At 60.7% G+C, this 16,305-nt stretch carries 18 protein-coding genes and 1 pseudogene; 3 read left to right on the plus strand and 16 right to left on the minus strand.

What is annotated here, in order from left to right; genetic code table 11:
- Positions 1-73: 73 nt before the first annotated feature.
- Entirely contained in the window at positions 74-3,139 is a 3,066-nt protein-coding gene (locus CIK76_RS04350) for an SMC family ATPase (protein ID WP_096283828.1), read from the minus strand.
- Complete coding sequence (locus tag CIK76_RS04355; protein ID WP_096283830.1) at positions 3,136-4,299, minus strand: exonuclease SbcCD subunit D; 1,164 nt, start codon at positions 4,297-4,299, stop codon at positions 3,136-3,138. The genes CIK76_RS04350 and CIK76_RS04355 overlap by 4 nt, the downstream gene beginning before the upstream one ends.
- A 51-nt stretch (positions 4,300-4,350) precedes the next feature.
- Here CIK76_RS04355 and CIK76_RS04360 point away from each other — a divergent pair, with 51 nt between their 5' ends.
- Positions 4,351-5,292 carry an ADP-ribosylglycohydrolase family protein gene (locus tag CIK76_RS04360; RefSeq protein ID WP_176484083.1) on the plus strand — a complete coding sequence of 314 codons (942 nt, stop codon included), beginning with the start codon at positions 4,351-4,353 and terminating at the stop codon, positions 5,290-5,292.
- A gap of 111 nt (positions 5,293-5,403) precedes the next feature.
- On the opposite strand, the gene CIK76_RS04365 is transcribed toward CIK76_RS04360, so the two are convergent.
- From CIK76_RS04365 to CIK76_RS04375, 3 genes are all read right to left on the minus strand, one after another.
- Positions 5,404-5,901, minus strand: a complete 498-nt coding sequence (locus CIK76_RS04365) for a GtrA family protein (protein WP_141393456.1) — start codon at positions 5,899-5,901, stop codon at positions 5,404-5,406.
- 51 nt (positions 5,902-5,952) lie between these two features.
- Positions 5,953-6,960 (minus strand): exonuclease domain-containing protein, encoded by a 1,008-nt coding sequence (locus CIK76_RS04370; protein ID WP_096283836.1) that lies wholly within the window; start codon positions 6,958-6,960, stop codon positions 5,953-5,955.
- Between the two features lie 424 nt (positions 6,961-7,384).
- On the minus strand, positions 7,385-7,894 hold the full coding sequence (locus tag CIK76_RS04375) for an SRPBCC domain-containing protein (RefSeq protein WP_176484084.1): 510 nt from the start codon (positions 7,892-7,894) through the stop codon (positions 7,385-7,387).
- Positions 7,895-8,189: 295 nt separating this feature from the next.
- Here CIK76_RS04375 and CIK76_RS19560 point away from each other — a divergent pair, with 295 nt between their 5' ends.
- Complete coding sequence (locus tag CIK76_RS19560) at positions 8,190-8,339, plus strand: DinB family protein (protein ID WP_217990336.1); 150 nt, start codon at positions 8,190-8,192, stop codon at positions 8,337-8,339.
- Between the two features lie 67 nt (positions 8,340-8,406).
- The gene (locus CIK76_RS19755; RefSeq protein WP_255248345.1) at positions 8,407-8,535 is read left to right on the plus strand and encodes a hypothetical protein; all 129 of its coding nucleotides are present in this window, start codon (positions 8,407-8,409) and stop codon (positions 8,533-8,535) included.
- Positions 8,536-8,740: 205 nt separating this feature from the next.
- Here the strand turns inward: CIK76_RS19755 and CIK76_RS04385 are convergent, their stop codons facing one another.
- The 11 genes and pseudogenes from CIK76_RS04385 to clpS all read right to left on the minus strand — a co-directional run bounded on the left by CIK76_RS04385 (position 8,741) and on the right by clpS (position 16,288).
- Positions 8,741-9,439, minus strand: coding sequence for a hypothetical protein (locus CIK76_RS04385; protein ID WP_096283840.1), 699 nt, complete (start codon positions 9,437-9,439; stop codon positions 8,741-8,743).
- Positions 9,427-10,356: an ABC transporter ATP-binding protein gene (locus tag CIK76_RS04390; protein ID WP_096283842.1), complete on the minus strand. Its 930-nt coding sequence runs from the start codon at positions 10,354-10,356 to the stop codon at positions 9,427-9,429. Before CIK76_RS04390 ends, CIK76_RS04385 begins: the two co-directional genes overlap by 13 nt.
- Complete coding sequence (locus CIK76_RS04395) at positions 10,349-10,738, minus strand: GntR family transcriptional regulator (protein WP_255248346.1); 390 nt, start codon at positions 10,736-10,738, stop codon at positions 10,349-10,351. The genes CIK76_RS04390 and CIK76_RS04395 overlap by 8 nt, the downstream gene beginning before the upstream one ends.
- A 224-nt stretch (positions 10,739-10,962) precedes the next feature.
- The gene (rdgB, locus tag CIK76_RS04400) at positions 10,963-11,598 is read right to left on the minus strand and encodes an RdgB/HAM1 family non-canonical purine NTP pyrophosphatase (RefSeq protein ID WP_096283844.1); all 636 of its coding nucleotides are present in this window, start codon (positions 11,596-11,598) and stop codon (positions 10,963-10,965) included.
- Positions 11,595-12,329, minus strand: coding sequence for a ribonuclease PH (rph, locus tag CIK76_RS04405; protein ID WP_096283846.1), 735 nt, complete (start codon positions 12,327-12,329; stop codon positions 11,595-11,597). Before rph ends, rdgB begins: the two co-directional genes overlap by 4 nt.
- A gap of 106 nt (positions 12,330-12,435) precedes the next feature.
- Positions 12,436-12,876: a PACE efflux transporter gene (locus CIK76_RS04410; RefSeq protein WP_096283848.1), complete on the minus strand. Its 441-nt coding sequence runs from the start codon at positions 12,874-12,876 to the stop codon at positions 12,436-12,438.
- 196 nt (positions 12,877-13,072) lie between these two features.
- Positions 13,073-13,405: a carboxymuconolactone decarboxylase family protein gene (locus CIK76_RS19570; RefSeq protein ID WP_217990338.1), complete on the minus strand. Its 333-nt coding sequence runs from the start codon at positions 13,403-13,405 to the stop codon at positions 13,073-13,075.
- A gap of 296 nt (positions 13,406-13,701) precedes the next feature.
- A pseudogene (locus tag CIK76_RS04420) lies at positions 13,702-14,496 on the minus strand (MBL fold metallo-hydrolase); the annotation flags it as partial.
- A complete protein-coding gene (gene murI / locus CIK76_RS04425; RefSeq protein ID WP_096283852.1) occupies positions 14,493-15,416 on the minus strand; it encodes a glutamate racemase in 924 nt (307 codons plus the stop codon). The pseudogene CIK76_RS04420 and the gene murI, both read right to left, overlap by 4 nt.
- 3 nt (positions 15,417-15,419) lie before the next feature.
- Positions 15,420-15,998, minus strand: coding sequence for a DUF2017 domain-containing protein (locus CIK76_RS04430; protein WP_096283854.1), 579 nt, complete (start codon positions 15,996-15,998; stop codon positions 15,420-15,422).
- 5 nt (positions 15,999-16,003) lie between these two features.
- Positions 16,004-16,288, minus strand: a complete 285-nt coding sequence (clpS, locus tag CIK76_RS04435; protein ID WP_176484085.1) for an ATP-dependent Clp protease adapter ClpS — start codon at positions 16,286-16,288, stop codon at positions 16,004-16,006.
- Positions 16,289-16,305: the final 17 nt, after the last annotated feature.

Here is a 16,305-nt window from a genome sequence, read left to right on the forward strand (position 1 = left end):
CGACACACAAAATTTCCCAGACATGCCTGCTGGCACTACTTTCAACATACCAGCGTCTTCGGCAATGTCTAGCTCATATAGCGAGCATCACTTCCGGAGTCATATCGATGGTGGACCCATGCTGCGTCTTGGTGACCGTGACACGGTTGGAAATGCGTTGTTTCATCTCGGAAACGTGTGAAACCAAGCCGATCATGCGCCCTCCTGCGCGCAGCGACTCCAGCGCTTCCATAACCTGCTCCAGGGTCTCCGCATCGAGGGAGCCAAAGCCTTCGTCGACGAAGAGAGTCTGCATGTCCACGGCACCGCTATGATGGGAAATGACGTCGGCCAGACCCAGCGCGAGCGCCAGCGAGGCCATGAAGGTTTCACCGCCGGACAGCGTCTGGGTATCGCGTTCCTTGCCGGTCCATGAGTCACGCACACGCAAGCCCAGACCGGACTTCGAGTTGCCGCGGGTCGAATCATCATGGTGCAAGGAGTAGCGATTCGAGGACATGATCATCAACCGCTCGGTCGCGGCCGCCGCGACTTCTTCCAAGCGCGCCGCCAGCACATAGGTGCTCAGCGTCATTTTGTACCTGTTCTCTCCCCCGCCACGAATGACCTCGGCAAGGTCGCGAAGCCGCCGATATGCGTCGATCACCGGCCCCGAATCCGAACGATACTCGGCCAGTGCCGTGACGGATTTGCGCAGCCGTTCGAGTTGGGTCTGCGCGAGCACCTCGTCCTGGCGTGCGGTCTCGAACAGCTCCTCGGCCAACTTGGCGTTCTCCCCTGCCTCGTGCAGTTCTTCCTCGCTCGGTGCCTCGATACCCGCGGCGCTGAATTCCCGGGCACGCCGGTAGTCTTCGGAGCCCTTCAGCGTTGCAATGGCGCTGGAACGTACGGTGTCCTGGTGTTGGACGCGCTCGAATTCCTCGCGCGCCTCCGTGGACAGCAGCGCTGCCGCATATTTCGCGTCCTCCGCGAATCCGGCCTCTTCGCGTTCACGAGTCCAGGTCTCTTGGGCCTTCTGCGCGGCATCCACCGCCGCAAGGTAGTCATTGAGCGTGTTCAAGGCGCGATTGAAGATCGTGAATTCTGCGCGTACCTCCAGCACTAAGTCATCGATGCCCAAATCACTGCCTTCACGCAGCGCCCTGAGTTCCTCCTCGAGCTCGGAAATCTGCGTGTTCAGGGACTCCACTTGCTTGGTACTCGCGGCATGGTCCATCGCTGCCTCGGCGACCTTCGCGGTCTCTTCTTCGATGCGGGTGCGCAGCGATTCAAGTTTTCGTACCAGCTCGGCGGTCTCGGTTTGTTTCGCGACGGCCGCATCAAGTGCTTCCTGCGCTTCGCCGGCCTTGGCCTGGCCCTCCTCGATGGTGAGTTCCTTGGCGTCCTCGGCCGCTGCCTCGAATTTGGTGGTCGCAATGTCGCGGGCCTTGGCCTTGCGTTGCTGAAGGTCGCGTTCATTCTGGACTTCTTTCTCCAGCGCCTCGAGCCGTTCGTCGTCGATCAGTTCGGCACCGGCGGCGGCCCGGGCTGGCCGCGGATGTTCCAGCGAACCGCACACCAGGCAGGGCGCCCCGTCTTCGAGCGCGGCCGCCAGACGCAGGGCGCTCTGTTCCAGCTGGGTGCGTTGCGCGGCGATGTGCGCATTTTCCGCGGCATTGAGCTTCAGGCTCTGTTCGGCATACTCAATGTCCGCTTTGGTCAGCGCAATTCGGAGCTTATCGCGGAGTTTGACCTGCCCTACCAATTCCTGCGCGGCCTTCAGTTCTTCGGATGCCCGTTGTTTTGCCGTGGCGGCTGCTACCGCGTCGAGCTTTTCCGGATCCGCAGCAAGCTCATCGCGTCCAAGGCGCAGCTGTTCTAGAATCTTCTCCGCGTCGCTGCGGAACTCCAGCTGCTTCGCGGCCAGTTCGATCGATTCTTTGAGTTCTTGGCGAAGGCGCTTCTGCTTGGCCTCATCGCTCACCGCCGCCTTGAGGACCGCGAGCCGATTGTTCAATTTCAGCGTGCGCACTCGAAGAGTCTCAAGGTCTTCGGCGTTGGGCTGGACCTGCAGTCCGTGTTCCTTCAGCAGTTGGGCTTTGCTGTCTTCCCACGGTGCTGTTCGCTCTTTCAGCGCACGTTGCGTGTCTTTGAGTTGAGCCTCATAGCCGCGGATTCCGGCGGCCCGCCCATGGTGCTCAAGGCCCTGTCCGGCAAGAACGGCTGCGGGATGCATGCGTTCATGCTCTGCCTCCAGGGTCAGCAGTTCGGCGTAGCGGGCAAATACGCGGCGGCGTTCGTCCAAGAATTGCTGGTTTTTGCGCGCCTTGTCGCGTTGCACCCGTTGCTTGGCGGAGTTTTCCTGATGCGCCGTGGCTAGAGCAAAAATTCGGGCGTCGTAACCGGCAAATTCTGCAGCTAAATCCAGTGGTTCCTCCACCTCTTCCACGGGCTCTTCCGGGTCCGCCGTTTCGTGGACCGCCAAGTACTCGGTGGCTTCCTCGCGGATGCCATTTTCGCGCGCGCTGAGCGTCGCTTCAACATCGGCAGCCTTCTTGCGTTCCTCGCCAAGCCGTATGTTGAATTCCTCCTCGATCTTCGCGTAATCGCTGGTGTCGAAGAGGTTGCTCAACAGCTCTTCACGGGCGGAAGCCTTGGCGCGCAGGAAGTCGGCGAAACCACCTTGCGGCAGCATCACCACCTTGGTGAATTGATCGCGGTCCAGTCCCAAGAGGCCCCCGAGGACCTGGCCTACCTCGTCGTTGCGTGTGGAGAGAGCTTCCCATTGCCCCTTGACCAATTCGCGCAACGCGCTGGATGCCTTTTGCTCGGTGGTGCCATTCTTGCCGCGTTTGCTCGGGCGCATCCAGGCCGGCGAACGGGTGACCTCGAATCGCCGGTCTCCGATGGTCAATTCGCAGATGATCTGTGGTTCGACTCCCAGTGCCGCATGGTCCGAACGGATCTGCCGGCTGCCGGCTCGATTCCCTGGCAAGGATCCATAGATGCCGTAGCAAATCGCGTCGAGGATGCTGGATTTCCCGGCACCGGTCGGGCCATCGAGCAAGAACAGGCCGCCGGAGGCCAGCTCGTCGAAATTGACTTCTTCGACGCCCGCGAAAGGGCCAAAAGCCTGGATTCTCAGCCGATGGATTCTCATTTGCTCACCTGTGCTTCACGAGTGCTGCGGATGACCGATTCGAGCAATTCGCGTTCGAGGTCGTCGGGGTGCCGGTCCCGGACATGCTCGATGAAGTCCGAGCAGACCTGCGCGGTGCTGGTCGCCTTGGCCATGCGTTCGGAGTAGGTAGACTTTTCCTTCGCCTTGCCGCCTTGCGGGTCGAAAGCCAGCACCACCGTGTCCGGGAATCGGGTCCGCACCTTGCTCATCGCATCGGCCGGACGCTCGGGGTCGGTCAGGGTCACCTGGCACCAGGCGTCCTGGGCATATTCGAGGGACTCATCGGCGAGCAGATCATCCAAGTTCCCCCGGAGCACGGCCAGCTTTTTAGGCACCGAGAGGATGACCTCCTGGTATCCGGTGATGCCTTCGGCTCCGGTGTCGATCAGCCACACGCCCTTGCGCTGGTTCACCTCGGAGAACGAGTAGGCCAAGGGGGATCCCGAATAGCGGATGTGTTCGGTAATGCGTTGCCGGCCATGCAGGTGTCCTAGCGCGGTGTAGTCAAAGTTCTCAAACAGGTGCGCGGGCACCACATCCAGATTTCCGGTGCTCAGCTCTCGTTCGGAGTCGCTGCCCTGTCCACCGGCGGCGAAGAGATGGGCCATGGCTACGGAGACGACGGGCGATCCTTGCTGGCGCAGTTCGGCCAGATGCCCCTCGATGCGCGCGAGCGCGGCGCCGGCCACCGCTTCATGGCTGGCCCGGTCGACCTGCAGCTCGTCCATCACCATGCGTGGCTCCAGGTACGGGATGCCGTAGACGGCCACTTGATGGTCTTCGCCGTCGAGCAGCACCGGTTCGAGCATGCGTGCCGGTTCGGCGAAGATGTGCACCCCGGCGGAATCCAGCAGTGCCGAGGCGAAGCCCAGGCGTGAGGCGGAATCGTGATTGCCGCTGGTCAGGATCAGCGTCGCCCCGGTCTTGCGAAGTTCACCCAGAGCCCAGTTGCAGAGGCGGACCGCATCGACATGCGGCAGCGCCCGGTCGTAGATGTCACCGGCCACCAGCACCGCGTCCACCTGCCGTTCGCGGGTGATGTCGATGATCTCCTGAAGTACGCTGCGCTGGGTTTCGAGCAACGACGCACCATGGAAGGTCCGTCCCAAATGCCAGTCAGAGGTGTGAAGCAATCGCATGAATCCACCTTATGCACTTGCTCCGACAGAATGAGCATTAGAATGTGGAGTGTGAATGAAACCGGTGAAATTGCACTCCTGCCAGAGAACTACTCAGACAAGGTGTTCGCGATCCTGCTCGGCATAGCCGACGGCGCAACCCACGCCCGCGACGATATCGATCCCGGCGCCACCGAACTACTCCCGCTGTATATGGCCGACGGGCTGCTCGAAGCCCTCGAATGGGCCAACGACGGTGTGGGCAGCGACGAAGCGGCCTGCATGTGGCTTGCCTCGCTGCGCGGCTACGCACAGCTGACCGGGTCTTTCCCGACCGGCGCGCCTGAGCCGCTGAAACGGTGGATCGATGCCGAGTTCGCCAAGGTTGAACTGCACGAAGGCGTCCTGCCCGGCGACCCGCAAAATATCGCCGGACTGAACTCCGCCGATATGGGCCAGCGCGTTCGCCCCACGGGTCCCAACACCGACTCTACCGGCGTGCTTCCGCGTGCGGCCGTTGCCGCACTGCTGGCCCGCGTACCCGTGGACACCACGGTTGCCGTGGCCCGCTCGGCCGCATTCTTGACTCACGATACCCAAGCTGCCAATACGGCCATCGCCGCCGCGAAGATCATTCGTTCGGCCATGGAACGCTCCGAAGGCTCCGCCGACGAATGGGAAGGCATGCTTGAAGGATTGGAAGGTCCTTCGGCCGAGGCCCTGCGCCAGGTCGTTTCGATCGTCCGGGATTCGCTGGACCTGTCCCCGACCGATGCCTACGCTGCCTACTTCGCGGACAAGGGACCCGCCGAGACCGAAGAAGAATCCGATGTCGAAGCCGAAGAGGCACCAGCGGAGGACGAGAGCAGCTCACGTGACCCGGAAACCGATGCCTACGCCGTAGCCCTGCTGGCTGCCGTTTATGGTTCCGATGCAGTCGGCGACCGTCCTGCCTCCGCGTTGGATGACATCATCTCCGAGCTGCATGACCGTTGGATGGCCCTGATCGTCTAATCACGCAGAGATTCAAAGGGGCAGTCCGAAACCAACTATTTGGTTCCGGACTGCCCCTTTGATGTTGAAGGCCGCACGCCATGCGTGGACCTTCGGCTCTGCGCGAAGATCCTAGGGCTTTGAAACCGAAACCAATTCTTGAGCATCATCAGCGGTGGAGTCCTTCTCAGCGTCTGGGAAGACAAATTTGTGCAGCGCCCACCAACGGAAAATCATGGCCAATAGCGTGCCGATGATCGGCCCTGAAACGAAGTCGGCGATTTCCTGACTCAGGAAGGAAACCTGGGGATAGTGAAATCCCAAGATCCAGCGGGACACATACAGCGGAGCCGAGTTGATGCCAATGCCAACTAGCGAAACCGCGAAAAATCCGCTGGCCTGGATGCGCTTGCGGAAGGCATTGTTTTGATGCTGGAAGGTGTACTGCCGGGTCAGGACGAAGGAAACGATTGTCGCAACACAGTTGGCAATGATGAAAGCGGTCGTCGGGTGCGGTTCGAGCACCGTGAATTTCAGACCGTAATTCACCACTAGCGTCACCAGAAAGCAGAAACCGCCCACGCCGACGAAACGCATAAGTCTCGTTAGCACGCGATTTTTATCGCTCACAGTTACTCCGTGGTTGTTAGTGGGTGAAGAAATTATTGCGGATGGCCGTATTTAACCCTGGACGGCCATTCCGAAGCCTTCGACCAGTTGCATGAACTCACCCTCGGAGATGATTTCCACACGTTGGCCCTTGTCACGCAGTTTCAGTACGTGCTTGGCCTTGTTGGTCAGCCGCCCGTTGGAGAGATCCTGCGGCACAAATCCATCTCCGACGACCAGCGCGGTCGTTGCCCGGGTGACCCGCGAGGCGGTCTGCGCACCGTAATTAGCGGCCCATTGCTTTGCCTTGGGTCGGGGCACGGAGAGATTGCCGGTAAAGACCATCACCTGTCCGTATAACGGATGCGTGGGATCGGCACTCGAATTCGGTTCGGGATTATCGCCTTCCTGCGGCCATGAGCCGAAGGCGTCTTGGGGCGGCAGCGGTTGGCCGCTGGCTATCCAGCCTTGTGCGTCACGGGTAGCGCGGGAAAACTCTTCGCCAGGGTTCCACGCGGCAGTCAATCCAAGCCCGACCTTGTAATGATCGGCTGCCTGCAAGACGGTGCTCGCATTGCTGCGTTGTGTTATGTCGATCATCGCCCACGCGCAGGCCTCGGCATCAGCTAAGGCTTCGTGGTGGTTTTCGATGGGGTGCCCGGCCTCTTCGGCGACGAACGGCAGCGAATAGCTCGGCAGATCATAGGCCTTGCGCGAAAGCTTGACGGTGCATAGGTGGGCAATTTGCGGTACCGATAGCTCACTGGCTTCGGAAGCTGCCCGAATGACGCCCGAGTCGAAAGCCGAGTTGTGGGCTACGAGAACATCTGAACCGACAAATTCCAGCAGGTCGCCGAGCTTCTCGCCGACGCGTGGAGCGTTTGCGACCATATCCTCGGTGATGTGGTGAATCGAGACGTTGCGTGGGTCGAAATGATCGAAACCCTCCGGAGGCCGAAGCAACCACTGTTCGGTTTCGACGATACGTCCGGAACGGACCTTTACCAGGCCGACCGAGCAGGCCGAGCCGATAAATCCGTTTGCCGTTTCAAAATCTAGCGCTGTGAAGTCCAATGACACGCCTGCCAGTTTACTCCCTTTCCCTAAATCAACGTCATCGGTGTCCCCTCGACGGCAGCTTTCGACTACAGGGCTTCCTTCTGCCACCGCCTTACTTATCTCGGTAAAAACGTCCTTGACCTGCGTCTATTAAGAATCGATTCGATTCGCCGCAAAATAGGGAGAGCAAGACAGCTCACATGGGAAGGCACTGCAGTTTCAGCGGTTCGCACCGTAATGCTTCACGCATTCTGATGGCGTACCGCTCAACCTGCGCATTGCCAATTCCCCTTGCTGTCTCCGTTCGCCCAGAGTCCCTACAAGAACGCATCGTCCACACGACGGCAATCCCACTTCCGGGCTTAGCCAGCGAATGGCCCAGTGAGTTGCACCGAACACGGTATTGGTTGCTCGCGTCGCCTGCATGCCCGATATACGCAGTCGGTTACTGCCCGGGCGAGGGTGTGAAGAGCGACTCGTAGTAGCTGCTAAGTGCCGGGTAATAGTCCGGCTCGAACCGGATTTCATCGGCATTGGCACCGGAAACGGCTGCCACCAGCCGATCCAGGTAGTAATCCCATCCAGGACCCACCGAGCCGGCCATCGCCGGATCGAGCCCCGGCATTCTGAACACCAGCTGGCTGCCGTCCGTAACTTCCTCAATCGATAATTCCAACCGCCACATTTCCTCCCCCTCCCCGGTGCTGACGCTCAGAAGATAAGCAGCCCGGTCACAGCTCAGGATCTGGACTTTCTCGCGGGGCGTTCCTTCCTCGGCAGTCAAAGCCACTTCCACTGCCCCGCTGCGCGGGTCACCCTGCCAACTGCCGAACCACAAGGCAGTTCGATCCGAAGCAGCAAGGTAGGTCCAAAGTTCTGCGGCTGGCACCGTGAAAACTCTTCGCAGCTCCAATGCGCCATCGGGGGCGCGCGTTCCGGTCGGCAGGGCGTTCATGGCCACTCTCCTGATTCTCCCTGAGTCGCCGAGGTGGATCCTGTATCCGTTGGGCTCGACAGCAGTGTATGTAGGGTAGCAAGAAAGGCGCCATCCGTCAGTGGAGAAGAAACACCTTGCCATGCTCGCTCAAGGTCGAGAAATGATTTGTGGCTGTTCGGCGCATCCCTGCCTTGGCGGCCAGAGCCACCGCGGGAAAAGCGCTATTTCAAGCTCATCGATTGCTCAGCGGCGGAGCGCCCTATCGTTTGGCACAGCATTTCCCATCCAGGCATTGCCCCTTCCAAGGAGCACCATGGCTTCGCTTTCTCCCGAACGCCATGACATCTTGGGCCTGCTGGCGGAGGCATGTTTCTTCCCGAAGAATACGACCCGCGGGCTGAGCGATGATCAGGCTAGGCTTCGCCCCACGGCTAATGTGCTCTGCCTAGGAGGAATCACTTAGCACGTTACCGCCACTGAGGATTCCTGGGCGCGTTTTGTCGTCGAAGGCATGGTGGCCCAGTCGGTCAATGGCGGCAGATCAGACTCTGGCGGAAATCATTGTTGACTATGATGCCTGTACCGTCCGCACCGCGGTGGTCGTGGTGGCCACCGTTGCAGACTTTGCCCGGCGATTCGAGCTACCGCTGGCCCCATAGAACGAACCAGGTGTGAGCCTTCGCATGCGCTGGTCACTACTGCACATCGGTTCAGAGGCTTCGCAGCATGCCGGTCACCCCGACATCATCCGCGAGTCCAGCGACGGCGCGAAGTCAATGGGATAGGGGTCGCGCGCCGCCGCGTAGCAAAATACCCAAGAAGCGAGTGATTCGCTCCCTGGGTATCAGGCCGTTTAGCTTGCGGCTAGGCCACTGTTGCCTTACGCAAGGTCAGATACGAGCCGCCGGCCATCAGCACCGCTACGACGCCACCCCACAGGGTCACCCCGGCCGCAGTCCAAGTCAGCGCCCAGCTCCAGAAGTTGTCCCAAAAATCACTGAAGGTCATCAGCGCGGCAACTCCGAGGAGCGCAACTCCTAGCCCAATGAAGAAGACCACCATGCCGGTCGTCTTCCAGCGCATGTAGATCGTGGCGATCAGGAAGCCAATCATGAAGAGCAGTACCATCAGCACGAAATAGAAACCTACCTGGACCGCCGCGTTGTTGTCCGCGATCCATTCCAAGGCGAAGAACCGGGAATCCAGCCACCAACCACCGGTCGCCTTTTCCACCAGTCCCATCAGGTAGTAGAAGATCGATAGCGCCAGCGCGCAGGCCGAGAACAAGAGGACCGTTCCGAGATAGAAACTGCGTCGCGAGACACTCATGGCCTGAGAGAAGGGGAAGGTTAAGGTCAATGCCTGGATACCCAACGCCAAGAAATACCACATGGGCGCCTGAGCTCCGCCGCCATAAACGGCTCCTTCGGCTCCGGCTTCGCGGACTATCCAGAAGATCGCCAGCGAGAAAAGAAAAGAGCAGCCAAGAATCAACAGCGGGAGGCCAATAAAGACCCATTTGTTGATCAGTTGCATGCGCACTACCTTTATTACACGCTCCATTGCTTTGCCTCCTCTTCACCCTCGGGTGTAGCGCTTTGCACCGGCTGCCCTAGTGCAGTCCGTACGACCAGTTGCTGTAGTGAAACCGGGCTTAGATCAAGACCCAGCTCTCGCGCTTCGGTTTTCTGCCTCTCCGTCAGCCGCGCTCGGATGCTGATGCTCGCCAGCGTTCCCAGAGAATCTCGGTGGATGACCGGGTAGCCCTCGATAAACTCGTGCACCGTGCTCGCGTTGCCACTGACCGTCACCGCCGAACCTTGCAGGGATTCAGCATCACTGTCCATCACGATGCGACCGCCATCGATGATGATCACGTGTTCGAGGAGATTTGCGACCTCGTCAATCAGGTGGCTGGAGAGCACGATCGTGCGCGGGTAGAGCGAGAAATCTTCAACCAGCCGGTCGTAGAAGATCTGTCGAGCCACCGCATCCAGGCCCAGGTATGGCTCGTCGAAGAAGGTAATTTCGGCCCGCGACGCCAGTCCGATAATCACTCCAACGGCCGAAAGCTGGCCACGGGAGAGCTTCTTGATTTTGCGTTTGATCGGCAAGTTGAAGTCGGCAATCAGCTCCTGGGCTAGCGCCTCGTTCCAATTTTCGAAGAAGAGGGACGCTGCTTTGAACGCCTGAAAGACCTTGTACTCATCGGGGTACTTCTGCGATTCACGAATGAAGCAGATACGGGACAGCGTTGCATCATGCTCAAAAGGCGCGTGTCCGAAGATCTCGATCTCGCCGCTGCCGGGGTACCCCTGACCGGTGAGGATGGACATCAGGGTCGTCTTACCAGCGCCGTTGCGGCCGAGCAGACCGTAGATCTTGTTGGATTCCAGCTGCAGGGTAACGTCATCCAGCGCTTTGACGTCCTTGAACGTCTTGGTCAGCCGGCGCGCCGAGACTGCGATTTTCTCAGACATCACTCATACCTCCGTGGCTCGAATCCAGTGGATGTGCGGATTTGATCATGTCCATCAGCTCCTCGACACCGATGCCAAGCTTCCCCGCTTCGGCCGTCAGCGGTTGGACGTACAGGTCATTAAACTTCTGTCGACGCTTTTGCCTCAGCCGTTCCGGCGCGCCCTGTGCTACGAACATCCCGATCCCCCGTTTCTTATACAACAGCCCTTCTTCAACGAGCTTGTTAATTCCTTTGGCCGCAGTTGCCGGATTGATCCGGTAAAAGGCGGCGAATTCGTTGGTCGATGGCGCTTGGGCCTCTTCGGCAAGCACGCCGGCGAAAATGTCATTTTCGATCAGCTCAGCGATCTGCATGAAAATCGGTTTCGAATCATCGATCACGCCATGCACTTCCCCTCGTCAGTGGAACCAAATCTCCCAACAAGTTCATTGGTTCATTACTCATGTAACTAACCATAGAACCTGGCTGGGATTTACGCAATACCCTCGGCTTCCGGACACGAAAAAACCGGCCGGCTCTCCGCTTTTCCCATGTCGGGAAAATGCGGAGAACCGGCCGGTTCGCCAGAAGCCAGATGGCTATCTGCGCCAAGTCACGCTGTCGCTTATTTGACGGCTAATACCTTGCTGACCTCAGTGATAATCGCTGGCAGCAACTGCTTGAAGGCCTGGGCGCGATGCGAGATCGTGTTCTTTTCTTCTGCCGAGAACTGCGCCAGAGAACGGTTGGAATCTTTGGGCTGGAAGACCGGATCGTAGCCGAAGCCATGCTCGCCGGCACGCTCGCGGCGCAACCGGCCGACAAGTTTGCCGAGTTCCACATGCTGCGCACCGCTCGGTGTAGCCAGGGCCGCGGCGCAGACGAACGCGGCCCCGCGGTGCTCCTCGGCGATATCGCCGAGCTGCCCCAGCAGCAGGTCGATATTCGCCTCATCATCACCGTGCGCCCCGGACCAGCGAGCCGAGAAGATCCCTGGTGCACCGCCTAAGACCTCAACGCTTAATCCCGAATCGTCGGCCAGCGCGATCAGCCCGGTGGCGGCACTGATCTCCTTGGCCTTCTTCAGCGCATTGCCCTCGAAGGTGATCTGGTCTTCGACCGGGTCCGGGGCGCCGGCGGTGGCCGCGTCGATCACCTGGGTGTCAACATCCAGACCAGGCACCTGGCCGCGCAGCAGCTCGCGCAGTTCGCGCAGCTTGCCCTGGTTGCGTGAGGCTAGGACGAGAACTGCCTTGCTCATTTGGCGTTTCGCAGGGTCTCGGTCTGGATCTGGGCCAGCTCCGTGGTCCCGATCAAGGCAAGGTCCAGCAGTGCGTCGAGCTCTGCACGCTTAAACGGTGCGCCCTCCGCGGTGCCCTGCACCTCGACAAAGTCACCGGAACCGGTGACCACAACGTTCATGTCGGTCTCCGCGCGAACGTCCTCCTCATAAGGCAGGTCGAGCATCGGGGTTCCGTCGATGATGCCCACGGAGATCGCCGCGACAGAATCGGAAAGCACCTTCGCGTTGGCCTTCAGGATCCCCTCGCTGCGGGCCCATTCCAGTGCTTCGGCCAGCGCCACATAGGCGCCGGTGATCGCGGCGGTGCGGGTTCCGCCATCGGCCTGCAATACGTCGCAGTCGAGCACAATGGTATTTTCGCCCAGCTGCTTGGTGTCAACCACCGCGCGCAGCGAGCGGCCGATCAGCCGGGAAATCTCATGGGTGCGGCCCGACAGCTTGCCCTTGACCGCTTCGCGGGAGTTACGGGTGTTGGTGGCACGTGGAAGCATCGCGTATTCCGCGGTAACCCAACCGGTCCCCTCACCCTTGAGCCAGCGCGGCACGCCCTGAGTGAAAGAAGCGGTGCACAGCACGCGGGTATTTCCGAATTCGATCAGAGCCGATCCTTCGGCCTGGGTGGACCATCCACGGGTGATGGTGATGTCGCGAAGTTGCGCGGCGCTGCGGCCGTCGGCACGTAAAGTCATGCTTCCATCCTAACGAAAACACCCCGGCTTCCGGGTCTGTGACAGCACCAGATGCCAGGGTGTTTAGTCCAACAGGCAGCCAACCCTATTTGGCCGGCGGCCGGTGCTAGATCACCGGCTCTTCAACCTCGGCAGGTGCGGATTTTTTGGCCGGTACAACACGGTCAAAAAGCCAGGCAAAGACGAAGGTGTAGATCAAGAAGAACACCAGCAATCCGGCTTCCAGCACCAACGCTTCGAGCAGCGTAACCGAGAGGATCCAGGCGAGAATCGGCACAAGAATCAATACCAATCCGCCTTCAAAGCCGAGCGCGTGGACAATCCGGCGGGCCACGGTGCGCACCTGGGACTCCTGGCGCTGTTCCCATGCCTCGAACAGGGAGGTCCAGATGTAGTTCCAGATCAGGGCCACGACAGATGAAGCCACCGCGACAATGCCGGAATGCCCGCCGCCAAAACCCAAGAGGATCAAGGCCACGGAGGTCAGCACAATGGCGAAGAACTCATAGGAAAAGACGTAAATAATGCGCCGAAGAACCGAGGACACGAGGTACTCCTTAGAAGTAGTCCATAGGAAGTCCTTGCGGGTTCGCGTCCATGGTGCAGCTAATGATTTGCCCCGCGAAGCCTCAGCGGGGTGTGCTTTCCAAGCTAGCACGCGGCAATTCTGCTCGCTAGAGTTCGGTGAGTGAAATCACCGGCCTAGCTGGCTGGCCCCTCAGCCGCGCGGTGATTTCTGGTAGTCAGGGTGCGACGGGGTATTGGCTGCGAATCGCGCTCCGATTCCAGCTGTTCATCACGATGGCAAGCCAACTGATCGCGGAGACTTGCTCCGCGCTGAGCACCGCGGTGTCCTCGGCGCGCGACGGCGGCACCTCAAACTGCGTGACCTCTTCGGCCAAGGCCAGCGCCGCGGACTCCAACTCGCTGAAATATTGCGATTCCCACCACGCAGCCAGCACCGCCAAGCGGTCGGAACTCTCACCGAGTTTCAGCGCATCGCGAGTGTGCATTCGCAGGCAGAAGGCGCAACCGTTGAACTGCGAAACACGGATCTTGACCAGCTCACCCAGCATCGGGTCCAGGCCGCAGGCCGCCAGCGCCGCTTCGGCTGCGCATTCAACTCGATCAGGGCTCTTGGTAAGCCTCGGGATGTTGTTTGCCCAGATTTACGCCGTTTCGCGGTGCCGATGGCCTAGTTCGGTTTCTTCGTTGGGCTGCCGCGCTACTTCTTGCGCTTGAGCAGCGGGAACTTGCGGACCTTCTCATAGTTGATCTTCGGCAGCGAGCCGGTGCGGGACTTGAGGTAGTCGGTTCCGCGGTCGCCCTTGAACAGCGTCGGGTGCTTGTCCTCTTTCAGGGAGCCGGAGTAGACCCCATAGGTCACCCCGGAAATTGCCACGGCGATCCCGCGGTCATAAGTTTCCTTCGCCTCGTCGACGACCTTGTTGATATCGGTCCACACCGGAATGTGGGTCAGCAGCAGGCGCTCGGCACCCGCCTCGGCGGCCATCTGCCCGGCGCGCTTGCCGGTCAGATGCACTCCGTCGATCGCGTCGTCGCGGCCCTCCTCGAAGGCCGCTTCGCAGAGGAAGATATCCGAATCCCGGGCGGCATCCACCAGCCCCTGGCAGGTATCGGTATCCCCCGAGTAGGTCAGCACACTGGTCAGCAGTTCCCCGTCGGGGCCCGGTTCGCGGGCCTCCACGCGCAAGGCGTAGGACTCTTCGATGGGGTGGCGCACCGGGTAGGGGGTGATGGTGAATGGGCCGATATTCACCGGCTGCAGTGCGGTCCACTGGCGGAAGTCGTAGTCCTTGTGCATGGTGTCGCCCTCGGGCAGGCCGTAGGCGGTCTCGATCCGATTGGCGGTATCCGCCGGCCCGTGAACCAGCATTCTTTCGCGGTTCCAGCCGTTTGGATCCCAGCGGATGGCCACGTGCATGCCGCACAGGTCCATGCAGTGATCCGGGTGGAGATGGGAAATCATGATCCCATCGAGGTCCTTGATATCGGTATAGCGCTGCAGGACGCCCAGGGCACCGGAGCCAAGATCGAGCAGGATCTTCCAGTCGCGAGTGCCATCGAAGGCAGTGACCAGATAACAGGACGCCGGGGAGCTCGGGCCCGGGAACGACCCGGTGCACCCGATAATGGTCAGCTTCATTGCTTACTCGCTTTCGCCGCGGCAATCAGTTCCGGGGTTAGCCTGGTGATCGCACCGGTGGGATAGTGGGCGGCCACATGGTCCACATGGCGCACCTGCACTACTTCCGGTCCGAGGAATCGGCGAGCCAATACCCCAAAACTATCAGCGTTCCCGGTGGCAAGGAATTCGTGACGCGCCGCCAGCTGGTCCTCGCGTACCAATTCATGGGTCGTCAAGGCGCGGAATGCATCCTTCGCGGTCTCCTCGGCGCTGGAGACCAGGGTGACCGAATCCCCCATCACGTAGGAAATCACGCCGGTGAGCAGCGGATAGTGGGTGCAGCCCAGGATCAGCGTGTCCACCTCGGCGGCCTTCAGCGGGGCCAGGTATTCCTCGGCCTGCGCCAGCAGCTCGGCCCCGGCGGTAATCCCGGACTCCACGAATTCGACAAACCGCGGACAGGCCACCGCGTGCACCTGCAACGACGGAGCGGCGGCAAAGGCATCCTCATAGGCACGCGAGCCCACCGTCGCCTGGGTGCCGATCAGCCCGATCTTCCCATTCTTGGTCGCCGCGACCGCACGGCGCACCGCCGGCTGGATCACCTCGACCACCGGGATCCCGTAGCGCGCGGTATAGCGTTCGCGGGCATCGCGCAGCACCGCCGAGGAGGCCGAATTGCAGGCGATCACCAGCAGCTTCACCCCGGCGTCCACCAGCTCGTCCATTACACCCAGCGCATTGGCCCGCACCTGGGCGATCGGCAGCGGGCCGTAGGGCGAGTTTGCGGTGTCCCCCACGTAGATCAACGATTCGCCCGGCAGCTGGTCGATGATCGCGCGGGCCACGGTCAGTCCACCGACCCCGGAATCGAAGATCCCGATCGGGGTATTGGCATTTGGCGCGCTGAGCGGAGAACTGGCGAAGTAGGAGTTCATCGCCTAGCGCTCCGCATTCATCAGGGCCTGCATCAAGGTGTCCTGCACCCAGGAGACCAGGTTGTACACCAACCCCAGATACTCTTGGGGCGATTGCACGGCCGCGGCATCAACCAGCTGGGCGATGCGCTCCGAATCCGCCTCGTCGCGGATGTCCAGCCGCTCGGCGAGCACCAGGCGCACATCGTTCAACGCCCGCGCGAAGCGCTGGGCGGCCGGGATCTGGAGCACCAGCTTCTCGGTCTCCAGCAAGAGCTGGGCCTCGCGTAATAAAGAAGTCTTTTCGGCGATCAGATCCGCTTCGGTCAGCCGGCGGAATTCCGCGGCCACTGCCTTGTCCTCGCTGGCATCCGGAAGCAGCCGCTTGACCGCGGCGTCCGATGGTTCGGGAAGATCTGCGCTCTTCGGGCGCATCCCGGTCAGCGCGTAGAGCGGATCGATGTCGCCGGGCAGCTCGTGCACCGCCGCGCGCTCTTCGAGCACCGTGATCACGTCGCCGAAGAGTTCGCGCAGCAGTTTCCGTTCCGAGGCGTGCAGCGTACCGGTGATTCCGCGCGCGCCGGATTTAAAGGCCTTTGCCACGGGGTTCAGGCCTCCTGGGTCATGGTTGCCTGCAATCCGAAGCCGTGCATCGCATGCACGTCGGACTCGATCGCCTCCCGGGCGCCGCTGCGCACGACGCAAAAACCGTCGTTGTGCACCTGCAGCATCAGCTGTTCGGCGCGCTCGCGGGTGAAACCAAAATACGACTGGAACACATAGGAGACATAGCTCATCAGGTTCACCGGGTCGTTCCACACGATCAGGCGCCAGGCCTTATCCTGCGCCTTGAGGGCCTCGGGGTTCGTCATTACATCGGGCATAGCGGTCATAATTCCCATTTTACGCC

It is taken from the genome of Glutamicibacter sp. BW80 (assembly GCF_002332385.1).
Classification (GTDB): domain Bacteria; phylum Actinomycetota; class Actinomycetes; order Actinomycetales; family Micrococcaceae; genus Glutamicibacter.

Coding starts and splice junctions, on each gene's coding strand:
- CIK76_RS04350 (WP_096283828.1), bottom strand. CDS start 3,139: ATGAGAATCCATCGGCTGAGAATCCAGGCTTTTGGCCCTTTCGCGGGC.
- CIK76_RS04355 (WP_096283830.1), bottom strand. CDS start 4,299: ATGCGATTGCTTCACACCTCTGACTGGCATTTGGGACGGACCTTCCAT.
- CIK76_RS04375 (WP_176484084.1), bottom strand. CDS start 7,894: ATGAACGCCCTGCCGACCGGAACGCGCGCCCCCGATGGCGCATTGGAG.
- CIK76_RS19560 (WP_217990336.1), top strand. CDS start 8,190: ATGGCTTCGCTTTCTCCCGAACGCCATGACATCTTGGGCCTGCTGGCG.
- CIK76_RS19755 (WP_255248345.1), top strand. CDS start 8,407: ATGGCGGCAGATCAGACTCTGGCGGAAATCATTGTTGACTATGATGCC.
- CIK76_RS04385 (WP_096283840.1), bottom strand. CDS start 9,439: ATGGAGCGTGTAATAAAGGTAGTGCGCATGCAACTGATCAACAAATGG.
- CIK76_RS04390 (WP_096283842.1), bottom strand. CDS start 10,356: ATGTCTGAGAAAATCGCAGTCTCGGCGCGCCGGCTGACCAAGACGTTC.
- rdgB (WP_096283844.1), bottom strand. CDS start 11,598: ATGAGCAAGGCAGTTCTCGTCCTAGCCTCACGCAACCAGGGCAAGCTG.
- rph (WP_096283846.1), bottom strand. CDS start 12,329: ATGACTTTACGTGCCGACGGCCGCAGCGCCGCGCAACTTCGCGACATC.
- CIK76_RS19570 (WP_217990338.1), bottom strand. CDS start 13,405: ATGCTGGGTGAGCTGGTCAAGATCCGTGTTTCGCAGTTCAACGGTTGC.
- murI (WP_096283852.1), bottom strand. CDS start 15,416: ATGAACTCCTACTTCGCCAGTTCTCCGCTCAGCGCGCCAAATGCCAAT.
- clpS (WP_176484085.1), bottom strand. CDS start 16,288: ATGACCGCTATGCCCGATGTAATGACGAACCCCGAGGCCCTCAAGGCG.